This window comes from Flavobacterium panici (genome assembly GCF_903819335.1).
Lineage (GTDB): Bacteria > Bacteroidota > Bacteroidia > Flavobacteriales > Flavobacteriaceae > Flavobacterium > Flavobacterium panici.
Genome location: NZ_CAIJDE010000029.1, coordinates 145440 through 160820, shown reverse-complemented (window position 1 = coordinate 160820; position 15381 = coordinate 145440). Strand labels below are relative to the sequence as shown.

Annotated in this window: 13 protein-coding genes; 5 read left to right on the top strand and 8 right to left on the bottom strand. The window is 35.6% G+C overall.

The annotated features are described in order from the left end of the window. Positions 1-103: 103 nt before the first annotated feature. From FLAPXU55_RS03720 to FLAPXU55_RS03695, 6 genes are all read right to left on the bottom strand, one after another. Positions 104-547: a MaoC/PaaZ C-terminal domain-containing protein gene (locus FLAPXU55_RS03720; RefSeq protein WP_180856636.1), complete on the bottom strand. Its 444-nt coding sequence runs from the start codon at positions 545-547 to the stop codon at positions 104-106. A gap of 326 nt (positions 548-873) precedes the next feature. Further along, a complete protein-coding gene (locus tag FLAPXU55_RS03715) occupies positions 874-1941 on the bottom strand; it encodes a Gfo/Idh/MocA family protein (protein WP_180856635.1) in 1068 nt (355 codons plus the stop codon). 78 nt (positions 1942-2019) lie between these two features. Further along, positions 2020-3246, bottom strand: coding sequence for an extracellular solute-binding protein (locus FLAPXU55_RS03710; protein ID WP_180856634.1), 1227 nt, complete (start codon positions 3244-3246; stop codon positions 2020-2022). A gap of 2 nt (positions 3247-3248) precedes the next feature. Further along, positions 3249-4385: a CaiB/BaiF CoA transferase family protein gene (locus FLAPXU55_RS03705; protein ID WP_180856633.1), complete on the bottom strand. Its 1137-nt coding sequence runs from the start codon at positions 4383-4385 to the stop codon at positions 3249-3251. A gap of 1 nt (position 4386) precedes the next feature. Beyond that, positions 4387-5532: a CaiB/BaiF CoA transferase family protein gene (locus tag FLAPXU55_RS03700; protein WP_180856632.1), complete on the bottom strand. Its 1146-nt coding sequence runs from the start codon at positions 5530-5532 to the stop codon at positions 4387-4389. Then, positions 5529-6677 (bottom strand): ABC transporter substrate-binding protein, encoded by a 1149-nt coding sequence (locus FLAPXU55_RS03695; protein ID WP_180856631.1) that lies wholly within the window; start codon positions 6675-6677, stop codon positions 5529-5531. Before FLAPXU55_RS03695 ends, FLAPXU55_RS03700 begins: the two co-directional genes overlap by 4 nt. Positions 6678-7000: 323 nt before the next feature. On the opposite strand from FLAPXU55_RS03695, the gene FLAPXU55_RS03690 reads away from it, so the two are divergent. From FLAPXU55_RS03690 to FLAPXU55_RS03670, 5 genes are all read left to right on the top strand, one after another. Then, positions 7001-7765, top strand: coding sequence for an SDR family NAD(P)-dependent oxidoreductase (locus tag FLAPXU55_RS03690; RefSeq protein ID WP_180856630.1), 765 nt, complete (start codon positions 7001-7003; stop codon positions 7763-7765). Positions 7766-7867: 102 nt separating this feature from the next. After that, positions 7868-8722, top strand: a complete 855-nt coding sequence (locus tag FLAPXU55_RS03685) for a fumarylacetoacetate hydrolase family protein (RefSeq protein WP_180856629.1) — start codon at positions 7868-7870, stop codon at positions 8720-8722. Between the two features lie 225 nt (positions 8723-8947). After that, positions 8948-9961, top strand: coding sequence for a zinc-binding alcohol dehydrogenase family protein (locus tag FLAPXU55_RS03680; RefSeq protein WP_180856628.1), 1014 nt, complete (start codon positions 8948-8950; stop codon positions 9959-9961). Positions 9962-10283: 322 nt separating this feature from the next. Continuing rightward, entirely contained in the window at positions 10284-11081 is a 798-nt protein-coding gene (locus FLAPXU55_RS03675) for an SDR family oxidoreductase (protein WP_180856627.1), read from the top strand. 6 nt (positions 11082-11087) lie between these two features. Further along, a complete protein-coding gene (locus tag FLAPXU55_RS03670; protein WP_180856626.1) occupies positions 11088-11918 on the top strand; it encodes an amidohydrolase family protein in 831 nt (276 codons plus the stop codon). A gap of 306 nt (positions 11919-12224) precedes the next feature. On the opposite strand, the gene pelA is transcribed toward FLAPXU55_RS03670, so the two are convergent. Then, the gene (gene pelA / locus FLAPXU55_RS03665) at positions 12225-13415 is read right to left on the bottom strand and encodes a pectate lyase (RefSeq protein WP_180856625.1); all 1191 of its coding nucleotides are present in this window, start codon (positions 13413-13415) and stop codon (positions 12225-12227) included. 14 nt (positions 13416-13429) lie between these two features. Beyond that, positions 13430-15109: a glycoside hydrolase family 28 protein gene (locus tag FLAPXU55_RS03660; RefSeq protein ID WP_180856624.1), complete on the bottom strand. Its 1680-nt coding sequence runs from the start codon at positions 15107-15109 to the stop codon at positions 13430-13432. Positions 15110-15381 lie beyond the last annotated feature (272 nt).

Sequence of the window (15381 nt, the reverse complement as noted above, 5' to 3'; positions counted from 1 at the left end):
TTTTAGTTGCTAAGATTCTGAGATGCTAAGGTTCTAAGGTTTTTTGCCGCGAAGGCACTAAGACGCAAAGTTTTAAATCTTAGCATCTTAGAGTCTTAGTATCTTAGGATCTTTTCTTCACCAGTAATAAGTGATCACATACCAAAACCACTTCACCTCTTTGGTTAATGATTTCGACATGTTCTGTTACGGTTCCCATTTCTGGATTTTTTGCTTCGCCTTTTTCAGAAATCGTGATTTCAGAATGAATTGTATCACCAATATGAACCGGTTTTACAAAACGCATTTTGTCGTATCCTCTTGAAAAAGCTTCAGGATTTATTTCTGATGCCGTCAAACCGATTCCGATTGCAAAAACCATAGTTCCGTGCGCAATACGCTGTCCGAATGGCTGTGTTTTGCACCATTCCTCATCCATATGATGCGGGAAAAAATCTCCCGTATGTCCGGCATGAACCACAAAATCGGTTTCTGTAATAGTCCTTCCTAATGTAACTCTTTTATCTTCAAGTTGATAATCTTCGAAAAAGGTTGATTTGAAATACATAGTTTTTTGTTTTTTGAACCATATAAGTAATGTAAGGTCATTTAAGCAGTGCGTTGATTTTAAGAGCGCTTATTTTAGGTCATAAAAGCTATGCGCAAAATGATTTAAATGAACTTATATTACTTATATGGTTTTAAATTATTTATTGCTTTTTTCCACAAAGTGATTAAATGAACTTACATCACTTATATGGTTTTAAATTTTGTTTCTACTTTTTCCACAAAGTGATTAAATGAACTTACATCACTTATATGGTTTTAAATTTTGTTTCTACTTTTTACACAAAGTGATTAAATGAACTTATATCACTTATATGGTTTAAAATTTTATAGTTCAGCAAGGGAAATACCGCCGTTTGTGTTACTGATATAGCACGCTTCAACGACTTTCATGGTGTCTAAAACGTCCTGAACGCTTGCTAATAATTTAGAATCTGAGCCTTCTTTAAAACGCATTAGATTCGACATTGTCCCTATGAAAGCTTCTGGAAACCAAGAACCTTCAAGGTTGATTTTTTTCCATTCGTATTGACCGTTTTCGTCTTCAATTGCATATTCAAAAATGTCAGGAAGTCCGTCGGGATAATTCATTAATAAACCCATTTTGGCTTTGATGGCGCCTTTTGTGCCTTCCCATTTAATGTAGCCTTCTTCGTGATTTGGGCCAAAATGATGATCGTGATTTGTATTGATTACAACATGTTTATCTTCACCATAATCTAAAATGATTGTAGAACGGCTAGATGATAATTTTTTAAGCGGATGTTTGGCTGTTTTTGCCATCACACTTTTCGGATTTCCCAGAAACGAGCGAATGCAATCGATATAGTGAACACTGTGAAAAAGAATTTCCAATCTAGGATGTTCTTTAATCAGCGGAAACAATTCCCATGGTGTATTTACCGTCACTTTAAACTCAAAATCGTATAAATCGCCAAGCAATCCTTCGTTAATTAAATATCTCGCAGCGCTGACAAAAGGCGAAAATCGAAGCTGAAAATTGATCGCAGCCACAAGGTTTTTTCTTTCGCAGACTTCTACAATCTCTCTTGCCTGAGCCAAATCATTTCCCATTGGTTTCTGAATCAAAACCGCAGCACCGTCGGGCAATTGCTCTAATATTTCGATATATTGATCTGGCAAAACGGTAATGTCGTAAACCGCATTTGATGGCGCATTTTTTACTGCATCGGCAACATTTTCAAAAACATGCTGAATCTCAAATTCTTTAGCTAAATCGTGTGCTTTTGCAATCGTTCTGTTCGTAATGCCAAAAACCGAAAAACCAGCCATTTTATAAGCGGGCAAATGGGCATCTTTTACAATTCCGCTTGCGCCGATAATGATAATGGGCTGTTTGGTTTCAGGCAGTAAAGGTTTATATGGAATATTCATTTTTGTACTATTTTAAGTTCTGTTGGTACGAGCAAACTTTGTCAAAGTTTTAAACTTTGACAAAGTTGACCAGCCTAATCAATTCATTATTTTTTCAATATTTTCCTGTGTTTCTTCTAAAAGCGTTTTCGACGGAATATCAGTTTCAATCGCTTTTAAAACCATTTGATCTATCAATTCAGCTACTTTTGGCCAAATTGGCGTTTGTGGCAAAGTCAAAGCATTTTCATGCAGCATTTCCAGTTTATGGTAATACGGAATCGTTTTGTTGATTTCGGTATCATTCCATGTTGATTTTCTGCATCCAATTCCGCCTTCGATTGTCAATAATTTATCGCTTTCTGCTGTTGTTGCAAATCGTAAAAAATCATACGCAAGTGCTTTATTTTTACTTCCAATGCCAATTGTATAAAGCCAATACACATTTAATGAAGCCGTTTTGTGGTTTTCATCATGCGGTAATTCGGTAATATCCACTTTACCTTTTACTTTTGATTCTTCAATTACTTCACACATCGAAGCAAATCCAAACCAATTGATTGCCATTGCGGCTTGTCCTTCGGCGAAAGCCATTCCTGCTTCAACAGAACCAAAATTCTTCGAACCCGGATGAACCGCATTTGTATTGTTAACTATTTTTCTATAATAATCTAAAGCTGCAGCTGCTTGATTATGATTGATATTTATTTTGTTTTGAGGATTTAAAAGAGATCCCCCGCGCGTCCATAACTGCAGGCAGAAATCGAAAACCATATTATGACCGTCAGGATAATTGGCAAAAACACAGCCGAATAAGTTACTTTCCGGCCGATTAAAAAATGTGGCAATTTGGGTGAATTGCTCCCAAGTTTTTGGAGGGAACAATTCGTAACCAAATTGTTTCTTGAAGTTTTCTTTTTCGGATAAATCTTCAAATAAATCTTTTCTGTAAATCAAACATTCAGGTCCATCGTGAAACGGAAGTCCGTAAGTTCCGCCATTAATCTGCTGCAGATTTAATAACGATTGATGCCAGCCTTCAGGATAATCCTGCGGCGGATTTTGATTGATAAAAGAAGTTAAATCCAGAACAGCTCTTTCATTTGCGGCATCAAAAATCCAATCGGTATTTAAGTGTGCTATATCCCATTTTCCGTTTTTTAAACCTTTATTGACGATGGTTTCTTCATAAAGATCGTGCAGTTCCAGCGGAACCATTTCAACCTCAATCTCAATATTGTTTTTCAGGCAAAATGCGTCCCACAGCTTTTGCAGCGTACTTTCAAAAGGAGAAAATTTTCTAACAGCGATTCTGAATTTGTCCATACTTATGCTATAAATTCTTTTATAATTCGCTCGTTATCTTGTCCTAATTTTGGAGAACCTTTATCAGATGTAAAATATTGACCATCAATTTTTATAGGACATCTTGTAGTTTTATACGTATAGCCGTCGAGCATTTCAACTTGTTGCGTAAATTCCAAAACTTTAAAACCATCTTCTTTGAAGAGCTGTTCGTAGTTTAAAACTCCCGCACACCAAATGTCAGCAGGTTCTAAAATATCCAGCCAAAACTGTGTTTCCTGTGTCAATAGGTGAGAAGCCAGGATATTTTTTATTTCGTCTCTTAGCGTAAATTTATTCTCTGGAAATTGTAATAATTCATCACATTTCAACAGTGAAGCTAAAACCGGAATCGATCCCATTGCCAAAGCCAGATAACCATTTTTAGTTTGATAAATTCCGTATGGCGCGCCTAAATAAGCGTGAGCATTATTAGTTTTAGTTCTAACGGGTAATTCTCCGCCATCATTAAAGAAAGTAGTAATCGTTTCAAACTGAAAATCAAAAGCAGATTCAAGCATACTTACCTGAACCGTTCCGCCTATATTTTGTGTTGCTTTTCGATATAAAGCCGCTAAAATTCCTTGTGCTAAATGTGCGCCCGCAAGCATATCTACAATCGATAATCCCATTGGTACCGGGCCGTCTTCCTGATTACCGCTCAGCCAGGTTAAAGCCGTTAAAGATTGTAGTAACAAATCTTGTCCTGGTAAATCTTTAAGTTCTGGATGATTCCCGAAACCAGAAATCGAAGCGTAAACTACCGTTGGATTTATCGCTTTTACATCATCATAACTTAAACCAATGCGTTCCATAACGCCCGGTCTGAAATTATGCATGACAACATCGGCTTTAGCCAGTAATTTTTTTAATTTTTGAAGTTCCTCTGGCTGTTTAAAATCAATGGCAAACGATTCTTTATTTCTGTTTATGGTATGAAAAACAGACGATTCGCCGTTCATGATTAAGTCAGAAGTATATAAGGTTCTGCAAATATCACCAGTTCCCGGTTTTTCAATTTTTATAACGCGTGCGCCCAAATCGGCCAAGCGAAGACTCGCCGACGGACCCGAAAGAAACTGACTAAAATCTATTATTAAATAATCTTCTAAAGGTTTCATTCTACTCGTTTAAAAATTGTTGATGTATTGCTAAATTATCTTCGCCCACTTTAGGTGCTGCTTTTGTACTGCTTAAAATTTTGCCGTCAAGCTGAATAGGACTTCGGGTTGTAACCAAAGTTTTTCCGTCTGAATTTTTTACGGTTTGTTTTAATTGTAATTCTTTCACAAAAGGCTGTTGATCCAAAGTTTCGTAATTCAAAACTTTTCCTGCCCAGATACCTTTTTTTTGAAGTAATCCTAACCAATAATCTGCTTTTTGTTCGGCTAATTTATCGGCTAAAAGAATTCTGATTTCGTCTCTTTTTTCAAACCAAAGATGTTTGTCAGCATATTGATTTAAATCGACTCCAAGCGTATTTCCTATGAAAAGTAAATCGCCCATTGCCAGCGAAATATAATCGTCTTGTGTTTTGTAAACTCCGTAAGGCGCACTTAAAAAAGCGTGTGCACTTCCTTTAATATCGCCTCTTTCCGGTTGTTGCCCGCCATCGTTTAAGAAAGAAGTAATCGCTTCAAACTGAACATCTAAAATAGATTCCAGTAAACTCACTTCAACCAAAACACCTTTTCCGGTTTTGGCTCTTTTTAATAATGCCGCTAAAATCCCTTGCACAAAATGATTCCCGCACATTAAATCGGCGACAGCCAAACCAAAAGGAACAGGTCCCTGACTTTTTCGGCCGCTAAGCCAGCTTAAACCCGAAAGGGACTGCAAAAGCAAATCCTGTCCCGGTTTTTTTGCCCAAGGACCTTTATCGCCGTAACCTGCTATAGTTCCGTATATTATCTTCGGATTTATGGTAAGCGTTGTAAAATAATCTAAACCGATTTTTTCCATCACGCCCGGTCTGAAATTATGCGTCATAATATCGGCCTTTTCGATTAGTTTTTTGATTAAAACCAAATCGTCTGGATTTTTTAAATCGGCTGCAAAAGATTCTTTATTTCTATTAATTGTATGGAACAAAAGACTGCTGTCGTCAACAAAAAGATCTTTAATGCTTAATTGTCGGCACGCTTCGCCTTTTATAGGACGTTCAATTTTAATAGCTCTTGCGCCTAAATCGGCTAACTTTAATCCGGCAGAAGGACCCGCCAAAAACTGGCAGAACTCTAATACAATTAATCCTTCTAATGGTTTCATGAATTTTGCAGTTTTAAAGATTTAGCATAAAGTCCATTCAATGCATCTAAAACAAGTTCTTCATCGCCTCCATTTATTAAATAATCACGAACTACATCGCCTGCATGATCCTGAAAATACATGTGTCCGGAATATCTTGGTCGTAGAAAAGCTCTTTCTAAAGCTGGTAAAGTATTTTTGAAATAATTGTTTGTTATTGAATTGATTCGGTCATTTTTCCAGGCTTGCAAATGTCCCGGCTGCCCTCCGTTGTCAGCAAAAATATTCTGCTGTACTTGAGATGAACCTGTAAATTCAGCATAACGAATTGCTTCGGGAATATGTTTACTGAAAGATGAAACCGCTAATCCTGTACCGCCCAGAGAACTTATCATAGGCGCATTATTCAGCTTAACCAAATCATAAAAATGAAGCAGGTTTTTACTGTATCCGGCTCTTGAATAATTAGAATATCCGTAAGCAAAAGGGCAGTAGGCAATTTCATCGGTATTAACCATTGCTTCGTAAACCTGAATTGGGTTTCGGTTAAAATTTGCCGGATCAATTAATTGTGCCAATTCTCGAAACATCTGTAAAGCTTTTTTTCCTGTTTCTACAGAAATAACTTTTTCTTCAGACTGAAACGGAGCTTCGCTTAAACTACAGCAAAACATATAAAAAGTCATTAAAACATCAACCGGTATTCCGGCAAATGCGACTAATCCTTTTTTGGCTAAAGCCAATAATTCATTGTATGTCTGAGGCACTTCAAGTCCCTTTTTTTCTAAAATATCCAAACGTGCAGCAGCAACCGGAGTCGCGGCATCAATTGGCAAAGCCCATAATTTATTACTGAAAACATAACTTCCGTATGATTTACCTACGGTATTTATTTCCTGATCTTTAATATAATTGGCAGGCAGATAATCTGAGAGTGGGAGGATAGCATTTGTATGTGCTCCAAAACCAGTCCATGGATGATCGATAACCAACAAATCAAATCGTTTTGCTAAATCTTCGATCGAAGCATCTGCAAATTCTTGTAAACTTCTCTTCTCCCAGGTAATTTCGATATCAGGATTTAACTCGGTAAAGCGTTGTGCCGTTGCAACCATTGGTAATAAACCTCTTGTATGGTTCCACGTTATGCCTTTTAATACTGCCATTTTTCTTGAATTATGTATTTGGAAAATAATAAATGTAAAAAACACAATTACAAAATTAGGAATTAGATTGAATTGAGCAAGAAAATGTAACTTTTTACATTGATTTTTTTATCAAAAGTTTTGAACAAGGCATATTTTTTTACAAAGCAAATAAAAAATGTTATAATTTATTAAAGAATGATCATTTTATTATATTAGTAGAAAAATAAAATGCAAAATTATATTTAATCGATTACATTTGTAATTGTGTTTTTTACATTTATTAAATTAACCACATTATTGGTTCCATTAATTGAGATTCTTAAATATTAAATTATATTAAAATGTTTTCATTACAAAGTAAAAAAGCAGTCATAACAGGAGGCGGAAGCGGGATTGGAAGAGCAATTGCAGTCTTGTTTGCCAAACAGGGAGCAGAAGTTCATATTATTGATTTATCTATTGAAAGTGCGCAGTATGCTGTTGACGAAATTAAAAATGCAGGAGGAAATGTGTTTTCGTATTCGTGTAATGTTTCCAGTCAAGCTGATGTTAAAGCGACTTTTGAAAAAATAGGAAACATTAATATCTTAATCAACAATGCCGGAATCGCTAATGTTGGTAAAGTTGACACAACTTCTGAAGCGGATTTTGACCGTGTAATGGACGTAAATGTAAAAGGAGTTTACAACTGTTTGTTTGCCGCGATTCCACAATTTAGGCTTTCAGGTGGTGGTGTGATTTTAAACATGGCGTCAATTGCGGCGTGGGTTGGAATCTCTGACCGATTTGCTTATTCAACTGCAAAAGGAGCTGTAATGGCAATGACTTTATCTGTAGCAAGAGATTATTTAAATGAAAATATCAGATGTAATTCTATTTCTCCGGCAAGGGTTCACACGCCTTTTGTTGATGGATTCATCTCTAAAAATTACGCAGGAAAAGAAGAAGAAATGTTCGAAAAATTGTCTAAATCACAGCCAATAGGCCGTATGGGAAAACCAGACGAAATTGCTGCTTTGGCTTTATACTTATGCAGCGAAGAAGCCGGATTCATCACCGGATGCGATTACCCAATCGACGGAGGATTTATTAAATTAAACAATTAGATACTGAGATTCTAAGATGTTAAAACTCTAAGAAAAAGCTCAGTATCTTAGAATCTCAGCATCTTAGCAACTTTTAAAAAATAACCTAAAAATAAGAATACAATGAAATTAATACGTTTTGGAGAAATCGGAAAAGAAAAACCAGGAGTTTTAATTAATGAAAAAAGATATGATGTTTCTTCTATCGTTTCAGACTTTAACGAAAGCTTTTTTGAAGATAATGGTTTAGAAATATTACAAAAAGCATTAGAAAGCAATCCTTCTTTACCAGAAGTTGATGCCAGTGTACGTTTGGGATCTCCGGTTGCAAGACCTTCAAAAATAATCTGTATTGGATTAAATTATGTGGATCACTGTAAAGAAACTGGTGCTCCAATTCCAACAGAGCCAATCATCTTTTTTAAATCAACGACTTCTTTATGCGGTCCGGATGATGATGTAATTATTCCGAAAAACAGCGTAAAAACCGACTGGGAAGTGGAGTTAGCATTTGTTGTAGGCAAAAAAGCAAGTTATGTTGAAGAAGCAGAAGCTTTAGACTACGTTGCTGGTTATGCATTATTGAATGATTACAGCGAAAGAGAATTTCAAATTGAGCGCGGCGGACAATGGGCAAAAGGAAAAGGATGCGATACATTTGCGCCTCTTGGACCATTTTTGGCTACGAAAGATGAAGTAAAAGATGTTGATAATTTATCGATGTGGCTGAGTGTAAACGGTAAAAAATACCAAGACAGCAACACGTTGAATTTGGTTTTCAAAATTCCGTATTTAGTACATTATTTAAGTCAGTTTATGACTTTGCTTCCGGGCGATATTATTAGTACAGGAACGCCTCCGGGAGTTGGTTTGGGTATTAAACCAGATCCAATTTACTTAAAAGCAGGCGATGTTGTAGAACTTGGAATTGAAGGTTTGGGTACAAGTAAGCAGACTGCAGTTGCATATAAAAAGTAATTATTAACTCGTTGAGTATAATTTTTTTAACACATAGAGACATAGATATTCGATACTCAAAAAAAGGCGTTTCACTTTCAATAACAAATCCCGAAGCTTCGGGACTATGTGTAAATGATGTATCATTTATTTTGTCTTCTTGTTTAAAAAGAAAAAATCTATGTTTCTATGTGTTAAATAAAATTTCACGAATTGTGTTCTACGAGTATTTTAAAAAAATCAAAGATGAAATTTATTGTATGCGAAAAGCCGCAGGAATTTAAATTAAAAGAAAAAGAAATTCCCGAACCAAAAGACGGTGAAGTTCTCTTAAAAATAAAAAGAATTGGAATCTGCGGCACTGATATCCACGCTTTTGGCGGAACGCAGCCGTATTTTGAATATCCCAGAATTTTAGGCCACGAACTGGCTGCAGAATATGTAAAAGGAAATGCAGCAGGTTTTAAACCGGGCGATAAAGTAACTTTTATTCCGTATTTCAACTGCGGAACTTGCGTTGCCTGCCGAAACGGATTAACAAACTGCTGTGTAAATATCAAAGTTTTTGGAGTACACATTGACGGCGGAATGGCTGAATATGTAACGATTCCAGAGCAGTATTTACTTCACGGTCAGGGATTAGATTATGATGAACTGGCTTTGGTTGAACCATTGGCAATTGCAGCGCACGGAGTACGAAGAGCGGCTGTTAAGTCAACTGATACGGTTTTGGTAATGGGAGCAGGACCAATTGGAATTGGATTGATTCAATTTGCTAAAATTGCGGGTGCAAAAGTTATCGTAATGGATATCAACGATTACCGATTAAATTTCTGTAAAACAGAATTAAATGCTGATGAAACCATCAATCCGCTAAATGATGATGTAGCGGCTAAATTAGCTGAATTAACAAACGGTGATATGGCGAATGTAGTGATCGATGCGACTGGAAATCAAAAAGTAATGAACAGCGCTTTCAATTATATTTCGCATGGCGGAAGATTTGTTTTAGTTGGGCTTCAAAAAGGTGAATTGAGTTTCAGTCATCCTGATTTCCATAAAAGAGAATCTACTTTAATGAGCAGCAGAAATGCGACTATTGAAGACTTCGAATATGTAATGAAATGTTTGAAAGAAGGCAAAATAGATCCTAAAAAATACATTACGCACAGAACTAGTTTCTCAGAAATGATTACTGATTTCGGACAATTAATTGATCCTAAAAATAATGTAATCAAAGCGTTAATTGAGATAGAATAAGATTATAGTTAAAAATTTTACGCCACAGTTTGTCATTCCGAGGAACGAGGAATCTCCACGAGAAACTCTACAAAGATTGGCGAATTTCTAGAAGGAGTTTCTTGCGAAGATCCTTCCTTCGTCAGGATGACAAAAATGAGAAAAAATAAACACATAGAAACATAGATTTTTTTGTTCGTAAAAGAGAGTAAAAAAGAAACTAGTTTCTTAACACATAGCTATGTGTGTTGATGCAAGTGAAACGCCTTTTATTAAGTATCAAAATCTATGTTTCTATGTGTTTAAAAAACCTAACTACTATTAAACTTTAATAACCACAAAAATGGATTTAAATTTAAAAAATAAGATTGTTGTCGTTTCCGGTTCGGCTGGAAAGGAAGGCAGTATTGGAGAAACAATTATTAATCGAATTGCAGATGAAGGTGCGATTCCGGTTTTGGTAGACAGAAATGCAAGGGGTTTCGCTTACGCGGAAGCTTTCCAAAAAAGAGGAATAGATTCTTTATTTGTGCAGACCGACGTTACTGATCCTGTAGAAATCGAAAATGCGGTTAAAACAATCGTAGCAAAATACGGAAAAATCGACGCTGTTATCAACAATGTTGGTGTAAATGACGGTGCAGGATTAGATGCTTCTTATGAGGAATTTATGGATTCTTTGAAATTAAATGTCGTGAGTTACTTTTTGCTGGTTAAATACGCGCTTCCGTACTTAAAAGAATCAAAAGGAAATATCTTAAATATTGGTTCAAAAGTAGCTTTAACAGGGCAAGGAGGAACTTCTGGTTACGCTGCTGCAAAAGGCGGAGTTTTAGGACTCACAAGAGAATGGGCAGTAGATTTAATTCAATTTGGAATCCGTTCGAATGCGATTATTATTGCAGAAAGTTATACTCCGGCGTACGAAGACTGGATTAAAACATTGGCAGATGGAGAAACCGTTTTAAAGAAAATCAATAAAAGTATTCCGTTTGAAGGCAGAATGACCAAAACAGAAGAAATTGCAGATACGGCGCTTTTCATTATTTCTGATCGTTCTTCGCATACTACAGGACAATTTGTTTTTGTTGATGGCGGTTACGTGCATTTAGATCGTGCTTTAATCAACGATATTAACTAATTCAGGATGAATAACCGAATTGATTCTCATCAGCATTTTTGGATATTTGATCCTGTTAGAGACAGCTGGATTGATGAAAGTATGTCGAAAATTCAAAGTGATTTCCTGCCGGAAGATTTACTGCCTTTGCTTAAAGAAAACAAATTTTCGGGTTGTGTAGCGGTTCAGTCAAGTCAGTCTGAGGACGAAACCAATTTCCTTGCAGATTTGGCTTCAAAAAATGATTTTATAAAAGGAATTGTAGGCTGGGTTGATCTTCGTGCAGATAATATATCAGAACGTTTACTTCATTTTTCTTCGAATAAAACAATTAAAGGATTCCGACACGTTGTACAAGGTGAAGCCGATGATTTTATGTTTAGAGAAGATTTTCGAAACGGAATTTCTGCTTTAAAAGAGTTTAATTTTAGGTACGATATTCTGATTTTTCATCGTCAGTTACCGGCTGCGATAAGTTTGGTAAGAGATTTTCCAGACCAAAAGTTTGTGATTGATCATATTGCGAAACCTGATATTAAATCAGGCAATATTGATTCCTGGAAAAAGGGAATCGAAGAAATCGCAAAATACGACAATGTATGGTGTAAAGTCTCCGGGATGGTCACAGAAGCCGATTGGAAAAACTGGAAACCAGAAGATTTAAAACCATATTTAGATGTGATTTTTGAGAATTTCTCAACAGATAAAATACTATACGGTTCAGATTGGCCGGTTCTAAACGTAGCTTCTGATTATAAAGAGGTTGTAAAAACTTTAGAAGATTATATTTTGAAGTTTTCTATCGAAGATCAAAATAAGATTTGGTTTGAAAATGCGTTTGCTTTTTATAATCTCTAAGAGATTTTTTGCCACAGATTAAAATGATTTTCACAGATTTTTTTTCTTTGTCAAAGTTCAAAACTTTGACAAAGATTTTCACTCATAAACTTGTCGAATATAGCCCGTGGTTTCAACCACGGGGACGTAATATTATCACGCTTCGTATTGTGTTCCCGTGTTTGAAACCACGGGCTATGTTGAAGATAGGGTGCTGGTTTGTCATTTCGACCGAAAGGAGAAATCGCACTAGAACTTCTGCAAAGATTGGCGATTCTCGTTGTAGATTATTCTAATGAGATTGCTTCGTTCCTCGCAATGACATCCCTAATTCTTCAAAACATCATTCCCAGAATCCCATTTCTTCTGCCAGGCCGCATATTTCTTCAAAACCTTTTCAGGTTTATCAGTATACCACGCATAACCGCTTCTGCGCTCTCGGCTTACTTCTGCCAAAGAATACAAAAACTGACTGTCTCTATCGCAGAATAAAGGTTTATGAGTTCCTAATTCATAATATCTCGTCCAGATTGGCGGAGCTGTTGAATCGGTTACGATGCGTACATCGTTGGTGATTTTTTTATATTTAGATTCCATTTCCGGAGCTTTAAAACTTTCAACTCTGGTATTGTATATTTTAGAATCCTGAAACCATTTTACAGCACTTTGCACCGAGTTAATTATCTTCTCATTCGGATTGTCGAATGCCATTAAAAATAGCACAACATCAACACTTTCGGCATTGCAGATACTTGGCGGTTCAAACTTTCGTGCCCACGCAGGTAAAAGTGTAATTTCATCATGCTGCTGACACCAGGCCGTTAGTTTTCCATCGTCTTTAATCTGCATTTTTAAAATACAGGTAATGCCTTTTTCGTACGATGCTGTTACTTTTTTTCTGATTTTAGGGTCGATAAAAGCAAAATCAGGATCATTGTTTACAATCTTTTTTAAAAGATTCATAATGCCCATATAAGCGCCGTCATTAAACGTAATATGTCGGCTGTAACCTTTTTCTAAAGGAAAATATTGAGGCCAGCCACCGTTACCATATTGTGCTTCCAAAATAAAATCAATTCCTTTTAACGCACCGTCTTTATATTTAGCGTCTTTGGTCAAAGTATAAACCTGAGCCAGATAATTGACATGTGTGTAAGTTGTTTCATTGTCAAAAGTTGTATGCAGAATTGGTTTTGTTTTAATAACCGTATCGATTTGCTTTGGAGTTAGAATTGCTTTCATATCGTAATTCTTTGGCCATCCGCCATTATTACGCTGAAAAAGCAAAATATTATCAGCAATTTTCGCATAATCCGTTTCAGCATATTGAGGCTGATTCGGAACCGGATTTACAATATTGAAGGCATCTTTAATGTGATACCAATGATTGGTTCCATCTGTAAAAGGTTTTGTACTGATTTCTGATTTTTCCTCTTTGTTATTTTGTGCATTCGAATGTAGAAACGAAAAAGCACACAGACTTAAAACAACTGCTTTTGAACTATTGATAAAATTCATTTTTGAAATTGGGATTAAAATTTTACAGCTCCTTTTGGAACATCATTTCCAAGCGTCGTTGTTTTAGAAAAATCTAGATTTCTAGAAGAAACCAATTCGATATTAGCGTTTCCTTCACCATTGATATTTACAGCTTTGGCAGATGTAGAATTGAACTCAACATCTTTTAAAGACATATTTTTTGCATTGTAAATTTCGAATATAGTACTCTCTTTAATATCTAGTTTCGCATTGTTGATTTTGATTCCATTTGCATCAATAATTGAAAATCCTTTTTCTGCTGTAACGGTTAAGTTTGAGATTTCGATATTTTCTAAATTCATTTCGGGAAGACCTTGTAAAAATACCGCTTGCTGTGCGCCTTTAATTGTAATATTTTTGATGGAAATATTTTTAAACTGAGGCGTTTCTTCGTTTACCGGAATCGCTTTTGTACTCACAGTATTTCCGCCTTCGGCCAAAGTTTCGGCGATCGATTTTCCTCCATAATATAAATCAAAGGAAATTGCCTGAGACGGAATATCAGTCATAAAAATATCCGAGATATAAATGTTCTCCACAATTCCGCCGCGTCCGCGAGTACTTTTAAAACGCAAACCAACGTCAGTTCCCATAAAAGTACAGTTTGAAACATGGAGATTTTTTACACCGCCAGACATTTCACTCCCAACTGTTACACCGCCGTGTCCGTGATATACAATGTTGTTTCTTACGATAATATTTTCGCACGGAATACCTCTTTCGCGTCCATCTTTATCTTTGCCAGATTTAATACAGATAGCATCATCACCAACATCAAAACTTGAATTTTCGATCAAAACATTTTTGCAGGATTCCACATCAAGTCCGTCGCCATTTTGAGAATACCAAGGATTACGAACCGTTACATTGCGCACAACTAATTCATCAACCATTAATGGATGGATATTCCACGCTGGAGAATTTTGAAAAACAGGTCCGTCAAACAAAACTCTTTTACTATTTTGAATACTTACTAAAACCGGACGAAGAAAATCGTGAATAGCTTCAAAATCTTCTTTAGTTTTTAAATCAGGGCGAACATTTTGATCTGCACCTTTAGCGCCTTTTAAATATTGTTCAGAAGGATACCAGCTGTCTTTCTTTTCATTTAAAACTCCACCCGAAGCTACAAATTTCTTCCATTGTTCATCGGTCAATTTACTTTTTTTAACTTGTCGCCAAGCTTCACCAGAACCGTCCCAAACCCCATTTCCTGTAAAGGCAACATTCTCTAAGTTTTTGCCATAAATAGGTGAGATACAACGCCAAGTATTCAAACCTTCAAAACTGGTTTCAATAATGGGATATAAACTTTTATCTGTAGAAAATTTGATTAAAGCCCCTTTTTGAGCATGTAATTCAATATTGCTTTTTAGGATAATTGGCCCTGTAAGCCAGATTCCAGGCGGAATAATAACCTTTCCTCCGCCTTTTTTTGAAACAGCTTCAATAGCATCGGCGAAAGCCTTAGTATTTAAAACATAACCACCATTTACTGCGCCAAAATCTTTTATGTTTACGCTTCTTTTAGGGATTTTAGGCTCATTAATTTTTACCATTTTAAATTCAATGTTTTTGTAAACATTTAATTTTTGAGCAAAACCTGTAGTAGATATACTCGTTATTAAAATGGTTATAACGGTGCAAACAAGGTTAATTCGGCTAGTTTTCATTCTAATTTTTTATTGTGGTTATTATTTGTTGGAATGCTAAGTCAGTTTTTTATGTGTTAATTTTTTATTTAATGAATAAAAATACTGTTTTATAAATTTTAATTCAAAAATGTAATCGATTACACAAATCTATTAAAAAAATATTATGAAACGACAATTTTGATAAGTTTATCACAGATTTTTTGAGAATTTAACTTTTTTCGAATGCGAAACGAAAGAATATTTAAAAGTCAATTTTCCATATTTAATCTATAAAACTGAATGTTCGTCAA